16 protein-coding genes are annotated in these 16,085 nt (G+C 33.3%); 14 read left to right on the top strand and 2 right to left on the bottom strand.

Annotated elements, in window-relative coordinates; all coding sequences use genetic code 11:
• Positions 1–155 precede the first annotated feature (155 nt).
• The 3 genes from Q1A73_RS13240 (at position 156) to Q1A73_RS13230 (ending at position 2,181) form a co-directional block, all read left to right on the top strand.
• On the top strand, positions 156–377 hold the full coding sequence (locus Q1A73_RS13240) for a phosphate ABC transporter substrate-binding protein (protein ID WP_299606326.1): 222 nt from the start codon (positions 156–158) through the stop codon (positions 375–377).
• Positions 378–572: 195 nt separating this feature from the next.
• Positions 573–1,235, top strand: coding sequence for a hypothetical protein (locus Q1A73_RS13235; RefSeq protein ID WP_299606324.1), 663 nt, complete (start codon positions 573–575; stop codon positions 1,233–1,235).
• 67 nt (positions 1,236–1,302) lie between these two features.
• Entirely contained in the window at positions 1,303–2,181 is an 879-nt protein-coding gene (locus tag Q1A73_RS13230) for an aldose 1-epimerase family protein (RefSeq protein ID WP_299606322.1), read from the top strand.
• Between the two features lie 71 nt (positions 2,182–2,252).
• Here Q1A73_RS13230 and Q1A73_RS13225 read toward each other — a convergent pair whose 3' ends face one another.
• Entirely contained in the window at positions 2,253–2,681 is a 429-nt protein-coding gene (locus Q1A73_RS13225) for a hypothetical protein (RefSeq protein WP_299606321.1), read from the bottom strand.
• A 967-nt stretch (positions 2,682–3,648) separates the two neighbouring features.
• On the opposite strand from Q1A73_RS13225, the gene Q1A73_RS13220 reads away from it, so the two are divergent.
• From Q1A73_RS13220 to Q1A73_RS13180, 9 genes are all read left to right on the top strand, one after another.
• A complete protein-coding gene (locus tag Q1A73_RS13220; protein ID WP_299606319.1) occupies positions 3,649–4,338 on the top strand; it encodes a hypothetical protein in 690 nt (229 codons plus the stop codon).
• Positions 4,323–5,714, top strand: a complete 1,392-nt coding sequence (locus tag Q1A73_RS13215; protein WP_299606317.1) for an RtcB family protein — start codon at positions 4,323–4,325, stop codon at positions 5,712–5,714. Before Q1A73_RS13220 ends, Q1A73_RS13215 begins: the two co-directional genes overlap by 16 nt.
• An 81-nt stretch (positions 5,715–5,795) precedes the next feature.
• Positions 5,796–6,491, top strand: a complete 696-nt coding sequence (prfH, locus tag Q1A73_RS13210; RefSeq protein ID WP_299606315.1) for a peptide chain release factor H — start codon at positions 5,796–5,798, stop codon at positions 6,489–6,491.
• A gap of 4 nt (positions 6,492–6,495) precedes the next feature.
• Complete coding sequence (locus Q1A73_RS13205) at positions 6,496–7,056, top strand: tetratricopeptide repeat protein (RefSeq protein ID WP_299606313.1); 561 nt, start codon at positions 6,496–6,498, stop codon at positions 7,054–7,056.
• A 111-nt stretch (positions 7,057–7,167) separates the two neighbouring features.
• Entirely contained in the window at positions 7,168–7,737 is a 570-nt protein-coding gene (locus Q1A73_RS13200; RefSeq protein WP_299606311.1) for a hypothetical protein, read from the top strand.
• 52 nt (positions 7,738–7,789) lie between these two features.
• Positions 7,790–8,353 carry a 3'-5' exonuclease gene (locus Q1A73_RS13195; protein WP_299606309.1) on the top strand — a complete coding sequence of 188 codons (564 nt, stop codon included), beginning with the start codon at positions 7,790–7,792 and terminating at the stop codon, positions 8,351–8,353.
• A 671-nt stretch (positions 8,354–9,024) separates the two neighbouring features.
• A complete protein-coding gene (locus Q1A73_RS13190; protein WP_299606307.1) occupies positions 9,025–9,771 on the top strand; it encodes a DUF547 domain-containing protein in 747 nt (248 codons plus the stop codon).
• Between the two features lie 136 nt (positions 9,772–9,907).
• Complete coding sequence (locus tag Q1A73_RS13185; protein WP_299606305.1) at positions 9,908–10,813, top strand: hypothetical protein; 906 nt, start codon at positions 9,908–9,910, stop codon at positions 10,811–10,813.
• Positions 10,814–10,855: 42 nt separating this feature from the next.
• A complete protein-coding gene (locus Q1A73_RS13180; RefSeq protein ID WP_299606303.1) occupies positions 10,856–12,241 on the top strand; it encodes a cytochrome c peroxidase in 1,386 nt (461 codons plus the stop codon).
• Between the two features lie 156 nt (positions 12,242–12,397).
• On the opposite strand, the gene Q1A73_RS13175 is transcribed toward Q1A73_RS13180, so the two are convergent.
• Positions 12,398–13,687, bottom strand: coding sequence for a T9SS type A sorting domain-containing protein (locus tag Q1A73_RS13175; protein ID WP_299606300.1), 1,290 nt, complete (start codon positions 13,685–13,687; stop codon positions 12,398–12,400).
• 162 nt (positions 13,688–13,849) lie between these two features.
• On the opposite strand from Q1A73_RS13175, the gene Q1A73_RS13170 reads away from it, so the two are divergent.
• Together Q1A73_RS13170 and Q1A73_RS13165 are read left to right on the top strand one after the other, a co-directional pair.
• Positions 13,850–14,734, top strand: a complete 885-nt coding sequence (locus Q1A73_RS13170; RefSeq protein ID WP_299606297.1) for an rRNA adenine N-6-methyltransferase family protein — start codon at positions 13,850–13,852, stop codon at positions 14,732–14,734.
• 32 nt (positions 14,735–14,766) lie between these two features.
• On the top strand, positions 14,767–16,083 hold the full coding sequence (locus tag Q1A73_RS13165) for a hypothetical protein (protein ID WP_299606295.1): 1,317 nt from the start codon (positions 14,767–14,769) through the stop codon (positions 16,081–16,083).
• Positions 16,084–16,085: the final 2 nt, after the last annotated feature.

Raw genomic sequence — 16,085 nt, 5'->3', positions numbered from 1 at the left:
AATTATTCATAGAATCTTTGCTATAATAAAAAACCAAACTGCTTATAAAAACAATTTGGTTTTGTCATAGAAATCAGTTTGACAAACAACACATAAAAAATGGCAACAAGAAAAGGAACACTGTATTGAGTTTTTAATTTTTAAACTTAATACCAATGAAAAAGTTCAACCGCTTTAAAAAAGCATACGGACTAAACGATTACGGAATAATTGATTTTCCCAAAAAAGTATCGGGAATTAAAATTTCTAGAATAAAAGTAGGAGAAGAATCTGGCTGTTCCAGATGTTTCCCTCATGGATATGAAACTATCAATTGCACCATTCCTGAGCGCAATTGGAAAAGCTATCGAAAAAAACGATGGCGAAAAAGAGCTTAGTTTAAAAAGAGTTTATAACGGCCTATCAAAAGCTTGTTGTAAAATTTGAAGTGAAAATACCGTAAAATTTTAGACTGTCTGAGCGTAGCGAGTTTCTAAAATTTAGGTGTTGAGCAATAAATTTAAACAAGCTTTTGTAAGCCTAGACTTTTTTGTTTCTTTTTTTGGCAATGCAAAAAAGAAAAAACAAATGAAATGAACATCTACCAATCCATCCAAAACAGCATACCGTTTCTTTCAGAATTCTGGAAAGAAAAGTATGCTGCTTTTTTAGAAGAAGAACATTTACAGGTTTTCGCAAATACACTTCAGAAGTGGCACAAGTTTGGTGTGCCTGACACATTACCACTTCCCCATTTCGAAGAAGAAACCACTCCTCCACTATCCAAAGCATTTGAAAATTTTAAAACGATTCTTTCGGAAAAAGACACCAATCCAAAAGATTGGGCGATAACTATTGAAAACACACCTTTCGAGCATCTTTTATTACTAATTGGTCAACGATGCACCTCAGCCACATTACAAAATGAAAAGGCAATTCCACCAGTAAAAGAAACATTATTAGCTAGTTGTTTTACTCCTTTTAATCATCAAATCTGTATAGCTACCAGAGCTTGGGAAAAACATATCGGGAGATCTGATGACAATTTCTGGGGAACGATGAAAGGAAATCCTGCTCAAAAAGAAGAACAAGTAAAACAAAGAATTCTGGAGATCATCGAAAATAAAACCTGGTGGAATATCTTTTACCATTATCAGCATGAATACGTATATGAAATTCGAGTTGCTAGTGGTCATGGTATCCGATGGAATGCCAAAGGAACGAAACTTATTGGATTCTTAGAACCTTTTTTATAGACAAGTAATTTATAGAAGTTGGTTTACTTACCTTTGTAAAAACCAAGTGCCAGCTTAAAACTATTGTATGATTTTTACCATTCAAAATGATCAGCTAACCGTTAGAATCAATTCTGTTGGAGCAGAACTCTCTAGTATCATTACGAAAAAAGATAACAAAGAATACCTATGGCAAGGAGATCCAAGTATTTGGGCCAGTCAAGCTCCAGTCTTGTTCCCAATTGTAGGTGGATTAAAGAATGGAACCTATCATTATCAAGATCAACAATACAGATTGCCTAAGCATGGTTTTATTAGATATAATACAGCAATTGAGGGAATTCAAAACTCGGAAACTAAAGTATCATTCACACTATCCTCATCAGAAGAAACTTTAGTAAAATATCCTTTTCAATTTACATTTACTATTAGTTATGAACTTGCAGAGAATCAATTGATCGTTTCGCATACCATAGAAAATACAGACACAAAAACTATGTACTTTTCTATTGGTGGTCATCCAGCATTTAACTGCCCTATGAATCATTCAGAAAACTACGAGGATTACTTTATCGAATTAGAACAAACTAAGAATACAGATTGCTTTGTACTTACTTCTGATGGATTGATTAGCGATGAAACGATATTGGTAATTAAAGACCATAAAATCTGGCTTACCGATACTATTTTTGATAAGGATGCGCTGATTTTTAAGGATATTCAAGTAAATAAAGCTACGCTTATTCATAAAGAAAAAGGAGCTATACTTTCTATGGATTTTAAAGATTTTCCAGATCTTGGTATCTGGGCAAAACCCAAAGCTCCCTATGTATGTATCGAACCTTGGTTAGGATATGCAGATGTAATTTCTACGAATCAAAACATTATCGAAAAAGAAGGTATTCAGCACTTAGAAAGAGAACACATACATCGTAGTTCTTATAGCATCACTATCACCAACGCTTGATTATACAATTTTACTAATCTTCAGCACAATCTGTCATAGACAGACCACTTCGAATAATGTCTTTCTTCACTCTAATATTCGTAAGAAATGCTTTCATCAAAATTAGCAACATTCAATATCAATTGATTCCCTTCCACTTGCAGATTGGAAATATCAAAATCTAACTCTTGTGTAATAAAAGCTAAACAAGCTTCTTCATTTCTTAAAGACAATCTTAGATTTCTTTGTGGTGGATCAGATTCTAAAACAATACCAGAATCTATTAAATTCAGTTGCCAAGTATCTCCATCACAACCAGAAGCGCCAAAGTTGATTTTCAAACAATTGCCTGTAATAGATACACTATTAATCGAAACCGGATCGGAAGGGCCATTTGCAAATTCCGTAGCACTGATCAAGGTTATCATATCACAGTTAGTAGGAATTACATTGTTATCATCATCGTTAGAACAACTCAAAATTGCAGTTGCGATTAGTAATAGAAGTAAGATACGTTGCATGAGTAAGGATTTATGTTATTCTATAGATGAAATTGTATCCAAATGGTTGCGATGAATTTTGTAAAAACTTGATATCAACTATTTAAAATAAAAACGAATTAGTACCAAAATTTGGAAGTTTAGTACAAATAATCTCATATTTGCAACCAAAGTAAGAACCAAAAAATCAAGTTTAACATCTATGAATCCATTTTCAATACATAAAAAAGGACGCTGTAAAGTCGTTTTCGAATCGAAAGCATAGATAAAAAACTAGAATAATTATATTTCTTTTAAGCGTCCAAAACAAATTGGACGCTTTTTTTATGTTTTTATTCTAAAAAAAAATTGCAATCAGATACAAAGTTATTTGAACGATAGTAAAAAGATTCTCAGCTGATTAGATATTTGTCGAAAGACAGACAGGATTTTCTTTGCTTAAAAACAACTATAAATCCCTAAAAATCAATTAATTAAATTGAAATTTTATTTGCGTAAGTAAAAAATAGATTTCATATTTGCACCGCACTAAAGCAATAACAAATGTCACACTGTCCCGATAGCTATCGGGAGTCGAAGTGTAAAGACAAAAAATTAATAACTATTAATAACCGAAGTATTATGACCTTTAGAGATTTACACACAGATGCACTAAGAGAACAAGGTTCTTTTATGCATATGCTTCGGGACTTCTATAACTCATAAACTGCATACAACAGTTTCTTATAAAGTCCGAAGCCAACAAAAGTTTCGGACTTTTATTTTTATAAAACTTCTTTTTTACTAGACTTTCTAATCTGGGTTGCTTCACCAAGCGTACTCAAGTTTTATAAGAATGTCATTGAAATGTTCCGAACATAAAACATTAAGAACAAACTTTTAAAAATAATTCATATGAAATTTTATAACCAAAACAGTTAGAATTTCAGGTATCAGAAGATAAGCTGGAATCATTTGTAAAACTATTACAAACGAAACAATATGTTTAATGAGACCGGCACATATAAAAGGCCAAAGGCAAAAAGAAGTTCGAAGCATCCAAAGGAAACAACGCAAAATTTGGGCAGCACAACGAAATCTTGGATATATAAAATTAGAGAAACCTATAAGACATGGATGGTTCAAAGAATCAGTCATTACCAAACAGGTCGAAAAATATAAAAACCAAGAATATATCATTGAACTGCACGAAAAGCTATTAAAATCCTTTTGGGGAAGAACAAAAGAAGAAGCTGAAAGTAAATGGTACGAGGAAATATCGAGGTATTTAATCCATAAAGATTTACCAACCATTAGCAGAAGATCCTTTAATAAGCTTAGTGATGGCGCACAGCGAATGTGTGTACCGTTTCGATATTATACAAAGGAAAAAAAAGTAAGGCTTCGATTTTATGTAAATCTCCCCAAAGGCAGCTATAAGATCAAATTTACAAGAGCTTATGTAACCCATAGCAAACGGATTGACCCAAAACTAGAAAGTGAAGACGCTTTGTTAGAACAGAAGTTGTTAAAACATGGATACTTCGAAGAAGTACAAAAACAATATAACTGGAAAGATCATTGGCAAACACCAAAACTTAGAAAAGAAAAGCTACAAACAAATAGCAAACTAAGAGATCTTAAAAAATATAATATCCAGGACATTATAAACGAAGAAATATCATGGGAAAGAAATTAAGCGGAAAAGACTTAATCAAATTAGGCTTTCCAAAAAACAATAGTATTAATGTGACCTTGGGTCAGATTAATCGATATCAAAAAAGAGTAAAAAAAGAACAAATATTACAAGAAGCAAAAAAAGTATTACTAAATCCAGAAGCATATCAAGGTGACGGGATTTGGGGTAAAATTGCAGAGAGTTTGCTAAAACCTGTTGAAGTAAAAAAACACGCATTGAAAACCACAAGAGCTCCATTCCAGATCTATGGTGAGAATGAAATCGAGGATCAAGCAAAATATCAATTATTTGATGCACTAAAGTTACCAGTTTCGGTTGCTGGAGCATTGATGCCAGATGCACATAGTGGTTATGGTTTACCTATTGGTGGTGTGTTAGCCACCAAAAATGCAGTGATTCCGTATGGAGTTGGAGTAGACATTGGATGTAGAATGTGTTTAACTATTTATCCAATAGCAACTTCTTATCTAAAAGGAAAAAAGCATCAGCTAGAAAACATACTTTCCGAGCACACAAAATTCGGAATGTATGAAACCCATAAAGTAAAGCATGATCACGAGATCTTTGAGCGATCAGAATTTAAAGATATTCCGTTAGTAAAAAGATTAAAAGACAAAGCGTATAAACAACTGGGGACTTCTGGCGGAGGAAATCACTTTGTAGAATTTGGAGCAGTAGATATCTTAGATCCTAATAATGAATGGGGATTAGCAATCGGTTCTTATATAGGTGTGTTATCACATAGCGGTTCCAGAGGACTAGGAGCCAATATTGCAAAGCACTATACCTATTTAGCTACCAAGCAATGTCCATTACCAAAACATGTGCAGCAATTAGCATGGTTGGATTTGGATACGCATGATGGACAAGAATATTGGCTAGCAATGAACCTTGCAGGAGACTATGCGCAAGCATGCCATGATAATATTCATGCCAGAATTGGAAAATTATTGGGAGCAAGACCAGTAACCAAAATTGAGAATCATCACAACTTTGCCTGGAAGCAAGAGGTAAACGGTGAAGAATGTATTGTACATCGAAAAGGAGCTACTCCAGCAGCCAAAGGTGAGTTAGGAATCATTCCTGGATCTATGGTGGCACCAGGGTTTATAGTTCGTGGACTTGGAAATCAAGAGAGCTTGCAGTCTGCTTCTCATGGAGCTGGAAGATTACATTCCAGAAGAAAGTGTAAAGAGAAATTTACTAAAAGTGACATCAAAAAAGAGCTAAAAGCAAATGATGTTACCCTAATTGGTGGAGGAATTGATGAAGCTCCAATGGCGTACAAGGATATTACCAAAGTAATGGCAAACCAGCAAGAGCTTGTAGAAGTTGTAGGAACCTTTACTCCAAAAATTGTACGAATGGATAAGTAAAAAAGCCATAAGCTATCAGCAATTAGCTTTTAATTTTTCAAAAGCTAATTGCTAGCAGCTATATGCTAAGAAACAAAAACAATGAAAACTAAAATAATTCAAATAACGGCTGGAAGAGGACCTTCAGAATGTTGCTGGGTAGTTGCACAAGTATTGAAACTTTTTTTAGAAGAAATAAAAGCTAATGCATACGAGTATGTAGTACTACATAGAGAAAAAGGAAGTCAAAATGGTACTGTACAATCGGCAACAGTGCAATTAAAAGGAAAAGAAATTGATACTTTTCTTTCTACATGGTTGGGCACTATTCAATGGATAGGAACCTCAACGTTCCGAAAATATCATAAACGTAAAAACTGGTTTATAGGAATGTACGAGATCAAACAGGTAGAACAGCTAAGTATTAAAGCACAAGAAATCTCTTTTCAAACCATGCGCAGTTCAGGTCCTGGCGGCCAAAATGTAAACAAGGTGAATTCTGCCGTAAGAGCTACCTATCACCCAACAGGAGATCAAGTAGTGGTAATGGACAGCAGATCACAACATCAAAATAAAAAAATAGCAATCGAAAGATTAAAAGAAAAAGTATACCAAAGTCAACTCCAAAACATACAAAAGTCGTTATGCGATCAATGGGAAAATCATTTGAATGTAGCACGTGGTAATCCTGTTAGAAAGTTTAAAGGAACTGATTTTAAGAAAATAAAGAAAAAACAATCGTATGCCTCAAATCGTCAACAATTAAAAAACGATTTGCGCAACGAATTAAAATACTAAAGTCATGAGCAATTTACTAGACAAATATTTATTTCAGGCATTAGATGCTTATCCATACAATCTGGAAGAAGCTGTAGAATCTTTGAACTATGCACTATCATACGATGATAAAAATCCAATTGCATTATGTCTAATGGGTCAGATCTATGCAGAGAATCTAAGAAATTACGAAGAAGCAAAGGAATATTATCAACAAGCATTAGCAGCAGATATGTATGCGCTAGATGTGTATCCAAAATATATCAATGTATTACTTTGGAACGAAGATTATGATGAAGCTGAAAAGTTAATCGACTTTGCTTTAACCATTAAAGGAACCGATAAAGCAGTATTGTATCTAAAAAAAGGAATTCTTTTAGAGCAAAAACAAGAGTACAAAGCAGCTCTTAAAGTATTAAAAACTGCCAAGATATATGCATATAACAACTACTTTATCAGTGATGTAGAAGGTGACGAAAAAAGGATTAAAGATAAAATGCCTAAGAAAAAGAAGAAAAGTAACAACAAGAAAAAAGGTAAAAAAACTAAGAATTCTTCTAAAAAGTCGAAGAAGAAAAGTAACTAATTATACAAACATGTCATTTCAGCCTGTTACATTGAGCATGTCGAAATGTAGGCTGGAATCCGTTTAGTGAATTGTTTTATCATACAAAAATGGATCCCAGTCTGTACTAGGATGACAAAAAAACAAAAAACCATGGGAGCACCGCATAATAAAAAAAGATATGGAGAAGTATGGCCATCCTATAGAATTGAATATGCTTTGGAAGCCTTAAAAACTTTAAAAGATTTAGTAATTCTATCAGGTGGTTGGGCCTGGCATTTTCTCTCTCCAGAAGGTCATACAGAATATAAACATGCACATGATCATAAAGATATTGACCTCTTTATTGATCCGAAAGATGTAGCTAGTGTCATGTGTATATTATTGGAGAATGGATTTCAAAAAGTATGGACGCGCTATGATCATTTACCCAGTGATGAGAACTTTAGACGCTACGAAAAAACGGTAATCGCTGAAAATGAAAAATCTATACGAATTACCATTGATTTTTTCGTGAAATCTGAGATTCCTCATCGTACTGTAAAAGGTTGGAAGATTGTAGAACCTACCTATTTATTAGGATTGTACTCTAATATACACTCTAGTGATAAGTGTTGGGCAGTTCAATCCGCAATCAAACTACTAGATAAAGGAATCGATCCTTTAGATAGAGAAGAATTGGTAACAATTCCAAAAAATTAAATAACTACAACCTCACAGGTCTTTGGGATTTGTGAGGTAAAAAATAAATAAAATGGAAAACAAAAACACAATAATAATTATAGATCTAGAAGCAACCTGCTGGAACGGTAAGATACCTCCAGGACAAACCAATGAAATAATAGAAATTGGTATTTGCTTACTAGATACGCAAACTGGAGGGGTTACCAAAAATCGAGGAATCCTGGTAAAACCAGAAAGATCAGAAGTAAGTCCGTTTTGCACGGAACTAACAACAATTACTCAGGATTTACTGGATCGAGAAGGTATTTCTTTTGCCGAAGCATGTGAAATTGTAAGGACCGAGTACCAAGGACATCAATTTACATGGGCTAGCTATGGGCTATACGATCTAAATATGATGAAAAAGCAATGTAAATTTCGTGATATCGAATACCCTTTATCGCAAAACCACATAAATGTAAAGGACCTTTTTCAAAAAACCAGAGGGTTACGAAAAAAAGTTGGTATGAAAGGAGCTTTAGGTATTCTTGATATTCCCTTAGAAGGAACCCATCATAGAGGTGTTGATGATGCGAAAAATATTGCAAAAATTTTACAATGGTCTCTAGTTAAAGAAAAAATGATAAACAGATAACATTCTAGAAATCAATTCTTACAAAAAAGATGCGATACATCATAATATTTTCATAATTCAAAAAAACACTCTTCACAACATCAAGATACATTTATCTTGATGTTTTCCCTTATTATCATCGCTTACAAAGCCATTCTCCAAACGATAAAAAAGAATATTTTGATACTTGAAAACCGTAACAAAATGTTAATTTTATGTTAAAGTGGTGTTTTTTTGTAAGGTTCACTAATTTTCATCATTTTTCTTCTTTTTCACTTCAAAAATGATGTTTTTTTACTTGTATTTTATTAAATATAAGCAATTCTACACTTAAAAAATCGTCATGAAAAATTCTAAATAATCTTCCTTTTTAGGCATCCTTAAATTCAATTCTAGCATCAATATTAACGGGAATTTTGATCATAATAGTTCACTTAAATTTTAAAGTCATTTTTGCATATCTGAACCCAATTTTGTGAAAGAACAAAACACTATTCAGAAATTAATCTTGACCGTAAATCACTAAAAGGTTTAACAGTAAAGAAGTTACAAGTTAATTTCAACTTATGTAAGAATTATATTATTATCATTTCTAGTACAAAGTTACATGAATGTATTACGTCCGTTTTTTTGTTAATTTAGTCCTTCCTAACGTTGAAAAAAATGTAAATAACCCCAAAAAAACTAACAAAATGAAGATCCCAAAATCCCTATTACTAATTTTATTTTATTTAGTATCGTTCCAAATCAATTCCCAGGAAACTGTAGACCATTCTCCTTGGGACCAAATCCTAGTTCTTAATGTTACAGAAGATGGTTTAGTAGACTACGATGGAGTTACAAATGATGTCATAGTATTTTATAAGTATTTTAGATACCTACAAAATGTTTCTCCCGAAAATCACTGGAGTAAAGAAGAAAAATTAGCTTATTGGCTAAATGTATATAATGCAACGGTGATGAAAATGATTATTGATGAATATCCTATCACATCCATCAATCAATTAGAAGATCCTTGGAAAAGAAAAGTTTTCAAATCGAATAATGTTCGTTATAGTTTAGATGATATCGAACATAAGATCTTAAGAAAATTCGGAGATCCTAGAATTCACTTTTTACTAAACTGTGGATCCATGTCCTCTCCAAGACTATGGAACAGAGCATATACTAGTGAGAATATTGAGTACGCACTTGATGAAAGAACAAGAGAGTTCATCAACGACCCTCAGAGAAATCAGATTAACTCTCAGACAGTTAGAATTTCTCAATTATTCGAATGGTATGAAGATGATTTTATCAGTAACAATGTGGATGTTATCGATTTTATAAACGAATATTCTACAATTACCATCGACAAAAACATGAAGAAAAAATATGTTACCTACGATTGGAATTTGAACAAAAATCACGAGAAAACCCCTATAACTAGTAATAATTAGCCAAAATTGCCTCAAAAATATTTTGCCAGAACTATCATGAACTAACCTTACGCTATGCTTGTAAGCTTTAGCAAAAAACCATGAGTAGTTATCAATACTAAATTGATATACTTTTAAAACTAAATTACCCTCTATTATGAATAAAAATATTACCCTTAAAATCTCACTATTTATACTCTGCTTAACTTCTTTTTCTTCATTAACAGCACAAACAATCATCAATGGTTTTTTTCCACAAAAGAACGAGTTTACAGTAGCTTCATCATATTCGTACAAAAGCTATGACAATTTTTTTATGGGAAATACACAAACGGAAACGACCCCAATGAATATGGGAGAAATCAGCTCTTCTGTAGTTAGTGTCTATGGAGAATATGGAATCCTAGATTGGCTTTCAACCACAGTCACCCTTCCTTACATCTCTATGCAAAATGAAACCGGCGTTTTAGATCCTGTTTCGCAAACGGATCAGGTAAGCGGAGTACAAGACTTAAGTATGTTTTTTAAAGCCCGAGTTTTAGATGCTCAAATTAACAACGTATCGAAAATTGCTATCGGCGGCGCCGCTGGTGTATCCGTTCCCGTAGGAGGATATGAAGAAGCTGGAATTCTATCATTAGGAAACGGAGCTACTGCCATTGATGGGTGTGGGTTTGTACAAATCAATGCTTCCAGAAATCTGTTTGTAGAATTGCAAGCAGCTTACAGCTTGCGTAACAATGGTGATTTTGAAATCCCAAATGCCACTCTTTTTAGTGCGAAACTGGGATATTATAATAAATGGTTTTACGCTCATGCAAAAATAGGAACTCAAAATTCTTTGGACGGTCTTGATATCGGTACTCCTGAGTTTGCTGAAGCAGGTGGTGCGGCCGCACTACCAGAAACTGAAGTTGATTACACTAACTTTTATTTTGACCTCTATGTCCCTGTATATAAACAGAGTATTGGAGTTTCTACAGGATACACTACCAATATGAGTGGAAAGAATTATGATCGAGCCTCTGGATTTTCCGTAGGACTCGTGTATAAAGTTCCTTAATACTTTATTATTAACATTATTACCTACTATTAAATTTAACTTATGAAAAAAATACTTTTTTTTGCCCTTATTTCCACTCTATTGGCATGTGAGCAAGACGAGTACATTCCATTAAACTCGAATGAAGATCAAAATTTATTTTCAAAAAACTCCAACACTGCTACTGGTTTAGATAAACAAATACTAGACGAATTGGATGCTATTTCTGGAGGCGTTGGAGCTGCTTATTTTATTCTTCCAAATAGCGATCAATATAGTAGTATTCCTCAAGATCCATTAAATCCTATTACAGATGAAAAAGTAGCTTTAGGAAAGCTTCTTTTCCATGAAACCGCAACTGGAGGAAACCCAACGACTGCATCTAACTTATTTACGTATTCATGCGCCTCTTGCCATCATTCAGCAGCTGGTTTTGGAGCAGGAATCAGACAAGGTATTGGTGAAGCTGGTGTAGGTTTTGGTACTAGTGGTGAAGCACGTGTTTTTAATCCTGGCATTGCCGTAAGTGATGCGGATATCCAACCAATCCGCTCTCCGACAGTATTAAATGCAGCGTATCAGGACATCATGCTATGGAATGGTCAATTCGGAGGATCAGGTACCAATCTGGGTACAGAAGCTAATTGGACCAACATTCCTGAAAACTTTATAGGATTTGAAGGTGTGGAAGTACAAGCGATCAAAGGACAAGGAGTACATCGATTATTAGTTGATGGCAATTTTGTATCTAGTTTTGGATACCAACAGATGTTTGATGACGCTTTTCCAAGTCTTCCCGTTTCTGAAAGGTATACCACACAAACAGCAGCCCTAGCGATTGCGGCTTATGAAAGAACCGTATTAGCCAATCAATCTCCTTGGCAAGAATGGCTTAAAGGTAATTACAGCATGTTATCTAATGATGAAAAGAAAGGTGCGAAGGCATTTTTTGGGAAAGGAAAATGTTATGAATGTCATACAGGACCTGCTTTAAATGACAAGAATTTCTATGCCTTCGGAATGGGGGATTTTGATAATTCTAGCGATGCTGTTGTTTTAGATCCTGTTGGGTTTGAAAATGTAAAAAAAGGAAGAGGTGGATTTACCAAAGTAGCAGCAGACGAATATAAATTTAAAACTCCTACACTATACAACCTAGTTGACAATGGTGGTTTTTATGGTCACGGAGGAACTTTTACATCTGTTAGAGAGGTCATAGAATATAAAATTGCAGGTGTTCCCCAAAGTTCTGAAGCTACAACTGCTAATCTAGCTCCTCAATTTGGTGATATTAAACTAAACAAAACCGAAATAGATAATCTTGTATTGTTTATTGAAAATAGTTTAAGAGATCCTAATTTATCAAGATATGATCCAGATCAGGTAAACTCTGGAAACTGCTTTCCAAATAGCGATCCTGCATCGAAAGCCGACCTGGGATGTAGTTAAATCATCAAAAATCAATACAATAAATATAATTTAAAAACGCATAGAACATTCTATTATCTTGCTAGAGCTCATTGAAAATAACTATTTCCCAAATAAAATAGCGTCTAACACAAACTTAATTCAATGAGCTTAGCAGGATTTTTTATCTATCACCATTTACCTGGCAATTATTTTCACGATATCCGAATACTGATCACCAATAATTTTTAGAAAAAACGTCCCTTTTTTATCTAAATTAAAATTTGTCGATTGATGATCAGCTATGGAAATTTCATCAATTACTTGACCAATGGTATTTACAATCTTTACTTCAACCGGGAAAATTGTAGTTTGTGGAAGTTCTAGATTAAAAACACCATTTCCGGGATTCGGATATAGTATAGGTTTTTGAGTATTTGTTGATATATCTTGTATGGATAGGGTTTGATTTTCTAAAAAAACTCTGCTATCTCCATTATCAAATGTATAATTCTGAAGACTGTTCCAAATAAAATCTACTATCGTATTATAATTATTTTTTACTGTATCAGGAATTTGAATGGGACTAGTTAATGCCTCATCCGGAAACTGAAAATTAGCTGGTGGTTGTTCTCCATAAATGACGGAATAATGTACCAATGCCGCAAGAAAATACAGTACCGGATACCCATGTGGCGCTGAATCTTCGTAGAGTGTAGTTGCCGAAATATCTGATAATATTCCTTGATCAGAAAATAAATCTGCTAAAATTGGTCCTGTAGGAATTAATTTCACTTCAGCATCTGGTCTTAATGCTAAGACCTCATCTTGGAGCGTAATCCACCAATCATGAAAATCCTCACGAGTATAATCATAAAAAGCTCCAAACTCTTGATCTTCCTGTGCTTGAGAATTTGGAGGAAATGTCCCGTTAAACTCTGGCCAGTTTTCATAAATATAGAAATGAATTCCTGTTTCTTCTGTTCTGGCATAATCTAAAATTCGCAAAACCGCCTCTACAGAACTTAACGCATTAGGATCTTCATTACAATCTTCTATATATTGTGCATCACAAAAAGCATTTTCTGAAGGTGAGGAGGTTTGCTGAATAAAGTTAGCTAGTGTAACAATTACGTTATCATAATTCCAACTTCCAAAATCGTCGTTAGATTCATTGGTTCTGGTATTAGGCGCATCTATAAACCCCCATTGAAATATGGGCGGCAACTGTTGTAGTGGTAAAAAATTAAACTGACCATCTACCGTATATTGATTCCCTGCTTGTTGAGCAAGCAAATACATCCAATCTGGTATATTACTTCTATTTTGAGTAGCCTGATCAGCACTATGATTTACTAAACTGTGACCAAAAATATACGAGTTATTAGATTGCTGAGAAAAACTTGCTGTTCCTATCAACATAAATAGAATCAATGATACAGATTCTAAAATGCTAACAAAGGTCACTTTTTGAATAGTTTTGGTCATCTTACAGCGTAGTTTTAGTTCATTTACATCAGTTGTCTATGTATAAAACGTACTATATAAAATATACCCTACCCCTATTTATTATTTTTTTCGGTCTTTTATTTTTATCTATTACGCCCATTCGTTTAATTACTATATTTACTCAAAACAATCAATACGACGATGAAAGACAAATTATTCGAGGAAGTAGTTGACAATTATGATGCGCTAAAATATAGCTTACTAAAAGCGCAGACATTTGATGAATCTCATTTTGGTTTCCCTGAAATCTACTATAAGATTATGGAAACAGATAAACAACGTGTAGATGCTTTTCACAAGGCCTTTCAGCTCAACGATAATTTTAAAGATGCTACTGTTTGTGAAATTGGCGTTGGAACCTTGCCTCTTACCAAATTATACATGCCTTATGTAAAAAAAGCATATCTGATCGAAAATAATCCAGATCTCATTCCTTTTATCAATGAAGAAATTTCCAAATATCCTTGGGCCGATAAAGTAGAAGTAATCTATGCTGATGCCCTCACTGTAGATTTACCAGAAAAAGTAGACTTTGTAGTCGGCGAATTAATGAGTATTTATTGTGCTAATGAATTTCAGGTACAGATTTTTCAGCATATGCGTGAATTTTTAAAACCTGGCGGAAAATTATTCCCAAACCGCATTGTAAACTTTGCTAGACTTTGCGAAGCGGAAATTGATGAAAACATACATCATTACCCTGTTAATTTTACCAGACATCAACCGATGTTTTTAACACAACAGTTTTTGGTAAATGAAATCGAATTATTAAAAGAAAAAAAACAAGGAGTTAAACTAAGTTTTTCTGTTCCTGTTTTATTTTCGGGAACCGTAAACGCATTGTACCTAGAATCCTATGTAGAAGTTACTGAAGGTGCTAATTTTACAGGAACTGATAGTCTGATGCCTCCTACAGTATTAAAAACTACCAATACTCAAGAAGTAAAAGCTGGAGATTTAGTACACATAGATTTTAGTTTCGATTATGGTTCTTCTTTAGATCATATCAGTTGTATGTTGTCTTAATGTTTTCCATTTCTAGTAAAACCTACTTGTTAATGATTTTAGACAAAATTCTATCTTTTTTATTCGGTATCAAAAAATCCAAATTTGAGATTACGGAACGTGAACTAGAAAAAATAACAGATGATGTCGATGAAAATCAAGAAAATGACAAGCATGAAAAAGAAATCATTGATGTAATAACTACTCCTCTGTTTAAATACAGTTTTGAAGAGTTATCCAAAACCATTTTTGAAGAAGCCAAACATAAATTTAAAATCAACAGATATAATTATTGGGCTCCGAAGTTCACGAGTTTAGATTCATATATATTTCTATCTGAACAACAAATATCTTTCAAACGGGATTTTGCTTATTGGATTACGAAGGAAATTATTTGGTTTGAAACCACTCCAAACATAGTTAAGCCTCCCTTAAAAACTCAGTATTTAAAGGAAATATTACAACTTCTCCTAAGATCGAATCTGCATTTTAAAGAAAAAGATTTCGAATACTTCATGAATCTTTGGGTAAAATATCCCACTTATGTATCAATTGCTTCTTTAACTTCTAGACTGAGAAAAAAAACAAAAAATGATACAGTAAGTAAAGAGTTTTATCAGTATCTCCAAAAGTTTTTAAAAACCCCAAGGTTTCATAATGAGTGGTACAACTATTACAAAACTCCTAGGAATACAATACAACGTATATTGCATTTATATGCTCAAGACAATGATGAAAATCAACCCTCATTTTTATTAGCTTCTGACCCTTTTGCTGATTACATCAACAAATTTATTCGAAACTGTGATCAAAAAGAACAAGATGCTTATTGTCATATATTCAAGACTTTTGAAGAGAATAAAGAATTTTACAATCCTTTTAAATTAATAGTTCTCATTCAGGAAGAGCTAAATACTATAGGAAGGAATGCTTATAAAATACAAATGTTGCATTTTATTAAAAAAGCCTCTTTATTCAAACCTAAAATGAGCAATCTGAGGGTTGAAAAAGTAACGTATAACACAGGAAAAGAAGTAAGATATAATTGTCAATACATTAAAAAAGAGAACATAACAATTCTCAAAAGTATTATCATTTCATTAGCGGATTTCAAACACAAAAAAAGTGCAATCCCTAATCTTCTTAGAATTACCGAACGTTCTTTTTCTAATGCTAATGCAGTGCGGCTAGGCCAAACCTCTCAGTCATTAGGCAAGCTATGTGTCTATACATTAGCAAATCATTATGAAGAAACCGGAATACAAAAAATTAAAAATCTCTATCAAGAAACTACCTATAAACAGATAAAGCAAACAATAGAAAAAGAGTCAAAAATACTTAAAGAACAAATGGGGATTAGTTTGATTTAGAA

This window comes from uncultured Aquimarina sp., from assembly GCF_947492115.1.
Taxonomy (GTDB): Bacteria; Bacteroidota; Bacteroidia; order Flavobacteriales; family Flavobacteriaceae; genus Aquimarina.
This window is presented reverse-complemented; position numbering and strand designations above follow the sequence as displayed.

Excerpts from the sequence above, each read along its gene's own strand:
- Q1A73_RS13240 (WP_299606326.1), top strand. The coding sequence starts at position 156 with ATGAAAAAGTTCAACCGCTTTAAAAAAGCATACGGACTAAACGATTAC.
- Q1A73_RS13235 (WP_299606324.1), top strand. The coding sequence starts at position 573 with ATGAACATCTACCAATCCATCCAAAACAGCATACCGTTTCTTTCAGAA.
- Q1A73_RS13230 (WP_299606322.1), top strand. The coding sequence starts at position 1,303 with ATGATTTTTACCATTCAAAATGATCAGCTAACCGTTAGAATCAATTCT.
- Q1A73_RS13225 (WP_299606321.1), bottom strand. The coding sequence starts at position 2,681 with ATGCAACGTATCTTACTTCTATTACTAATCGCAACTGCAATTTTGAGT.
- Q1A73_RS13220 (WP_299606319.1), top strand. The coding sequence starts at position 3,649 with ATGAGACCGGCACATATAAAAGGCCAAAGGCAAAAAGAAGTTCGAAGC.
- Q1A73_RS13215 (WP_299606317.1), top strand. The coding sequence starts at position 4,323 with ATGGGAAAGAAATTAAGCGGAAAAGACTTAATCAAATTAGGCTTTCCA.
- prfH (WP_299606315.1), top strand. The coding sequence starts at position 5,796 with ATGAAAACTAAAATAATTCAAATAACGGCTGGAAGAGGACCTTCAGAA.
- Q1A73_RS13205 (WP_299606313.1), top strand. The coding sequence starts at position 6,496 with ATGAGCAATTTACTAGACAAATATTTATTTCAGGCATTAGATGCTTAT.
- Q1A73_RS13200 (WP_299606311.1), top strand. The coding sequence starts at position 7,168 with ATGACAAAAAAACAAAAAACCATGGGAGCACCGCATAATAAAAAAAGA.
- Q1A73_RS13195 (WP_299606309.1), top strand. The coding sequence starts at position 7,790 with ATGGAAAACAAAAACACAATAATAATTATAGATCTAGAAGCAACCTGC.
- Q1A73_RS13190 (WP_299606307.1), top strand. The coding sequence starts at position 9,025 with ATGAAGATCCCAAAATCCCTATTACTAATTTTATTTTATTTAGTATCG.
- Q1A73_RS13185 (WP_299606305.1), top strand. The coding sequence starts at position 9,908 with ATGAATAAAAATATTACCCTTAAAATCTCACTATTTATACTCTGCTTA.
- Q1A73_RS13180 (WP_299606303.1), top strand. The coding sequence starts at position 10,856 with ATGAAAAAAATACTTTTTTTTGCCCTTATTTCCACTCTATTGGCATGT.
- Q1A73_RS13175 (WP_299606300.1), bottom strand. The coding sequence starts at position 13,687 with ATGACCAAAACTATTCAAAAAGTGACCTTTGTTAGCATTTTAGAATCT.
- Q1A73_RS13170 (WP_299606297.1), top strand. The coding sequence starts at position 13,850 with ATGAAAGACAAATTATTCGAGGAAGTAGTTGACAATTATGATGCGCTA.
- Q1A73_RS13165 (WP_299606295.1), top strand. The coding sequence starts at position 14,767 with ATGATTTTAGACAAAATTCTATCTTTTTTATTCGGTATCAAAAAATCC.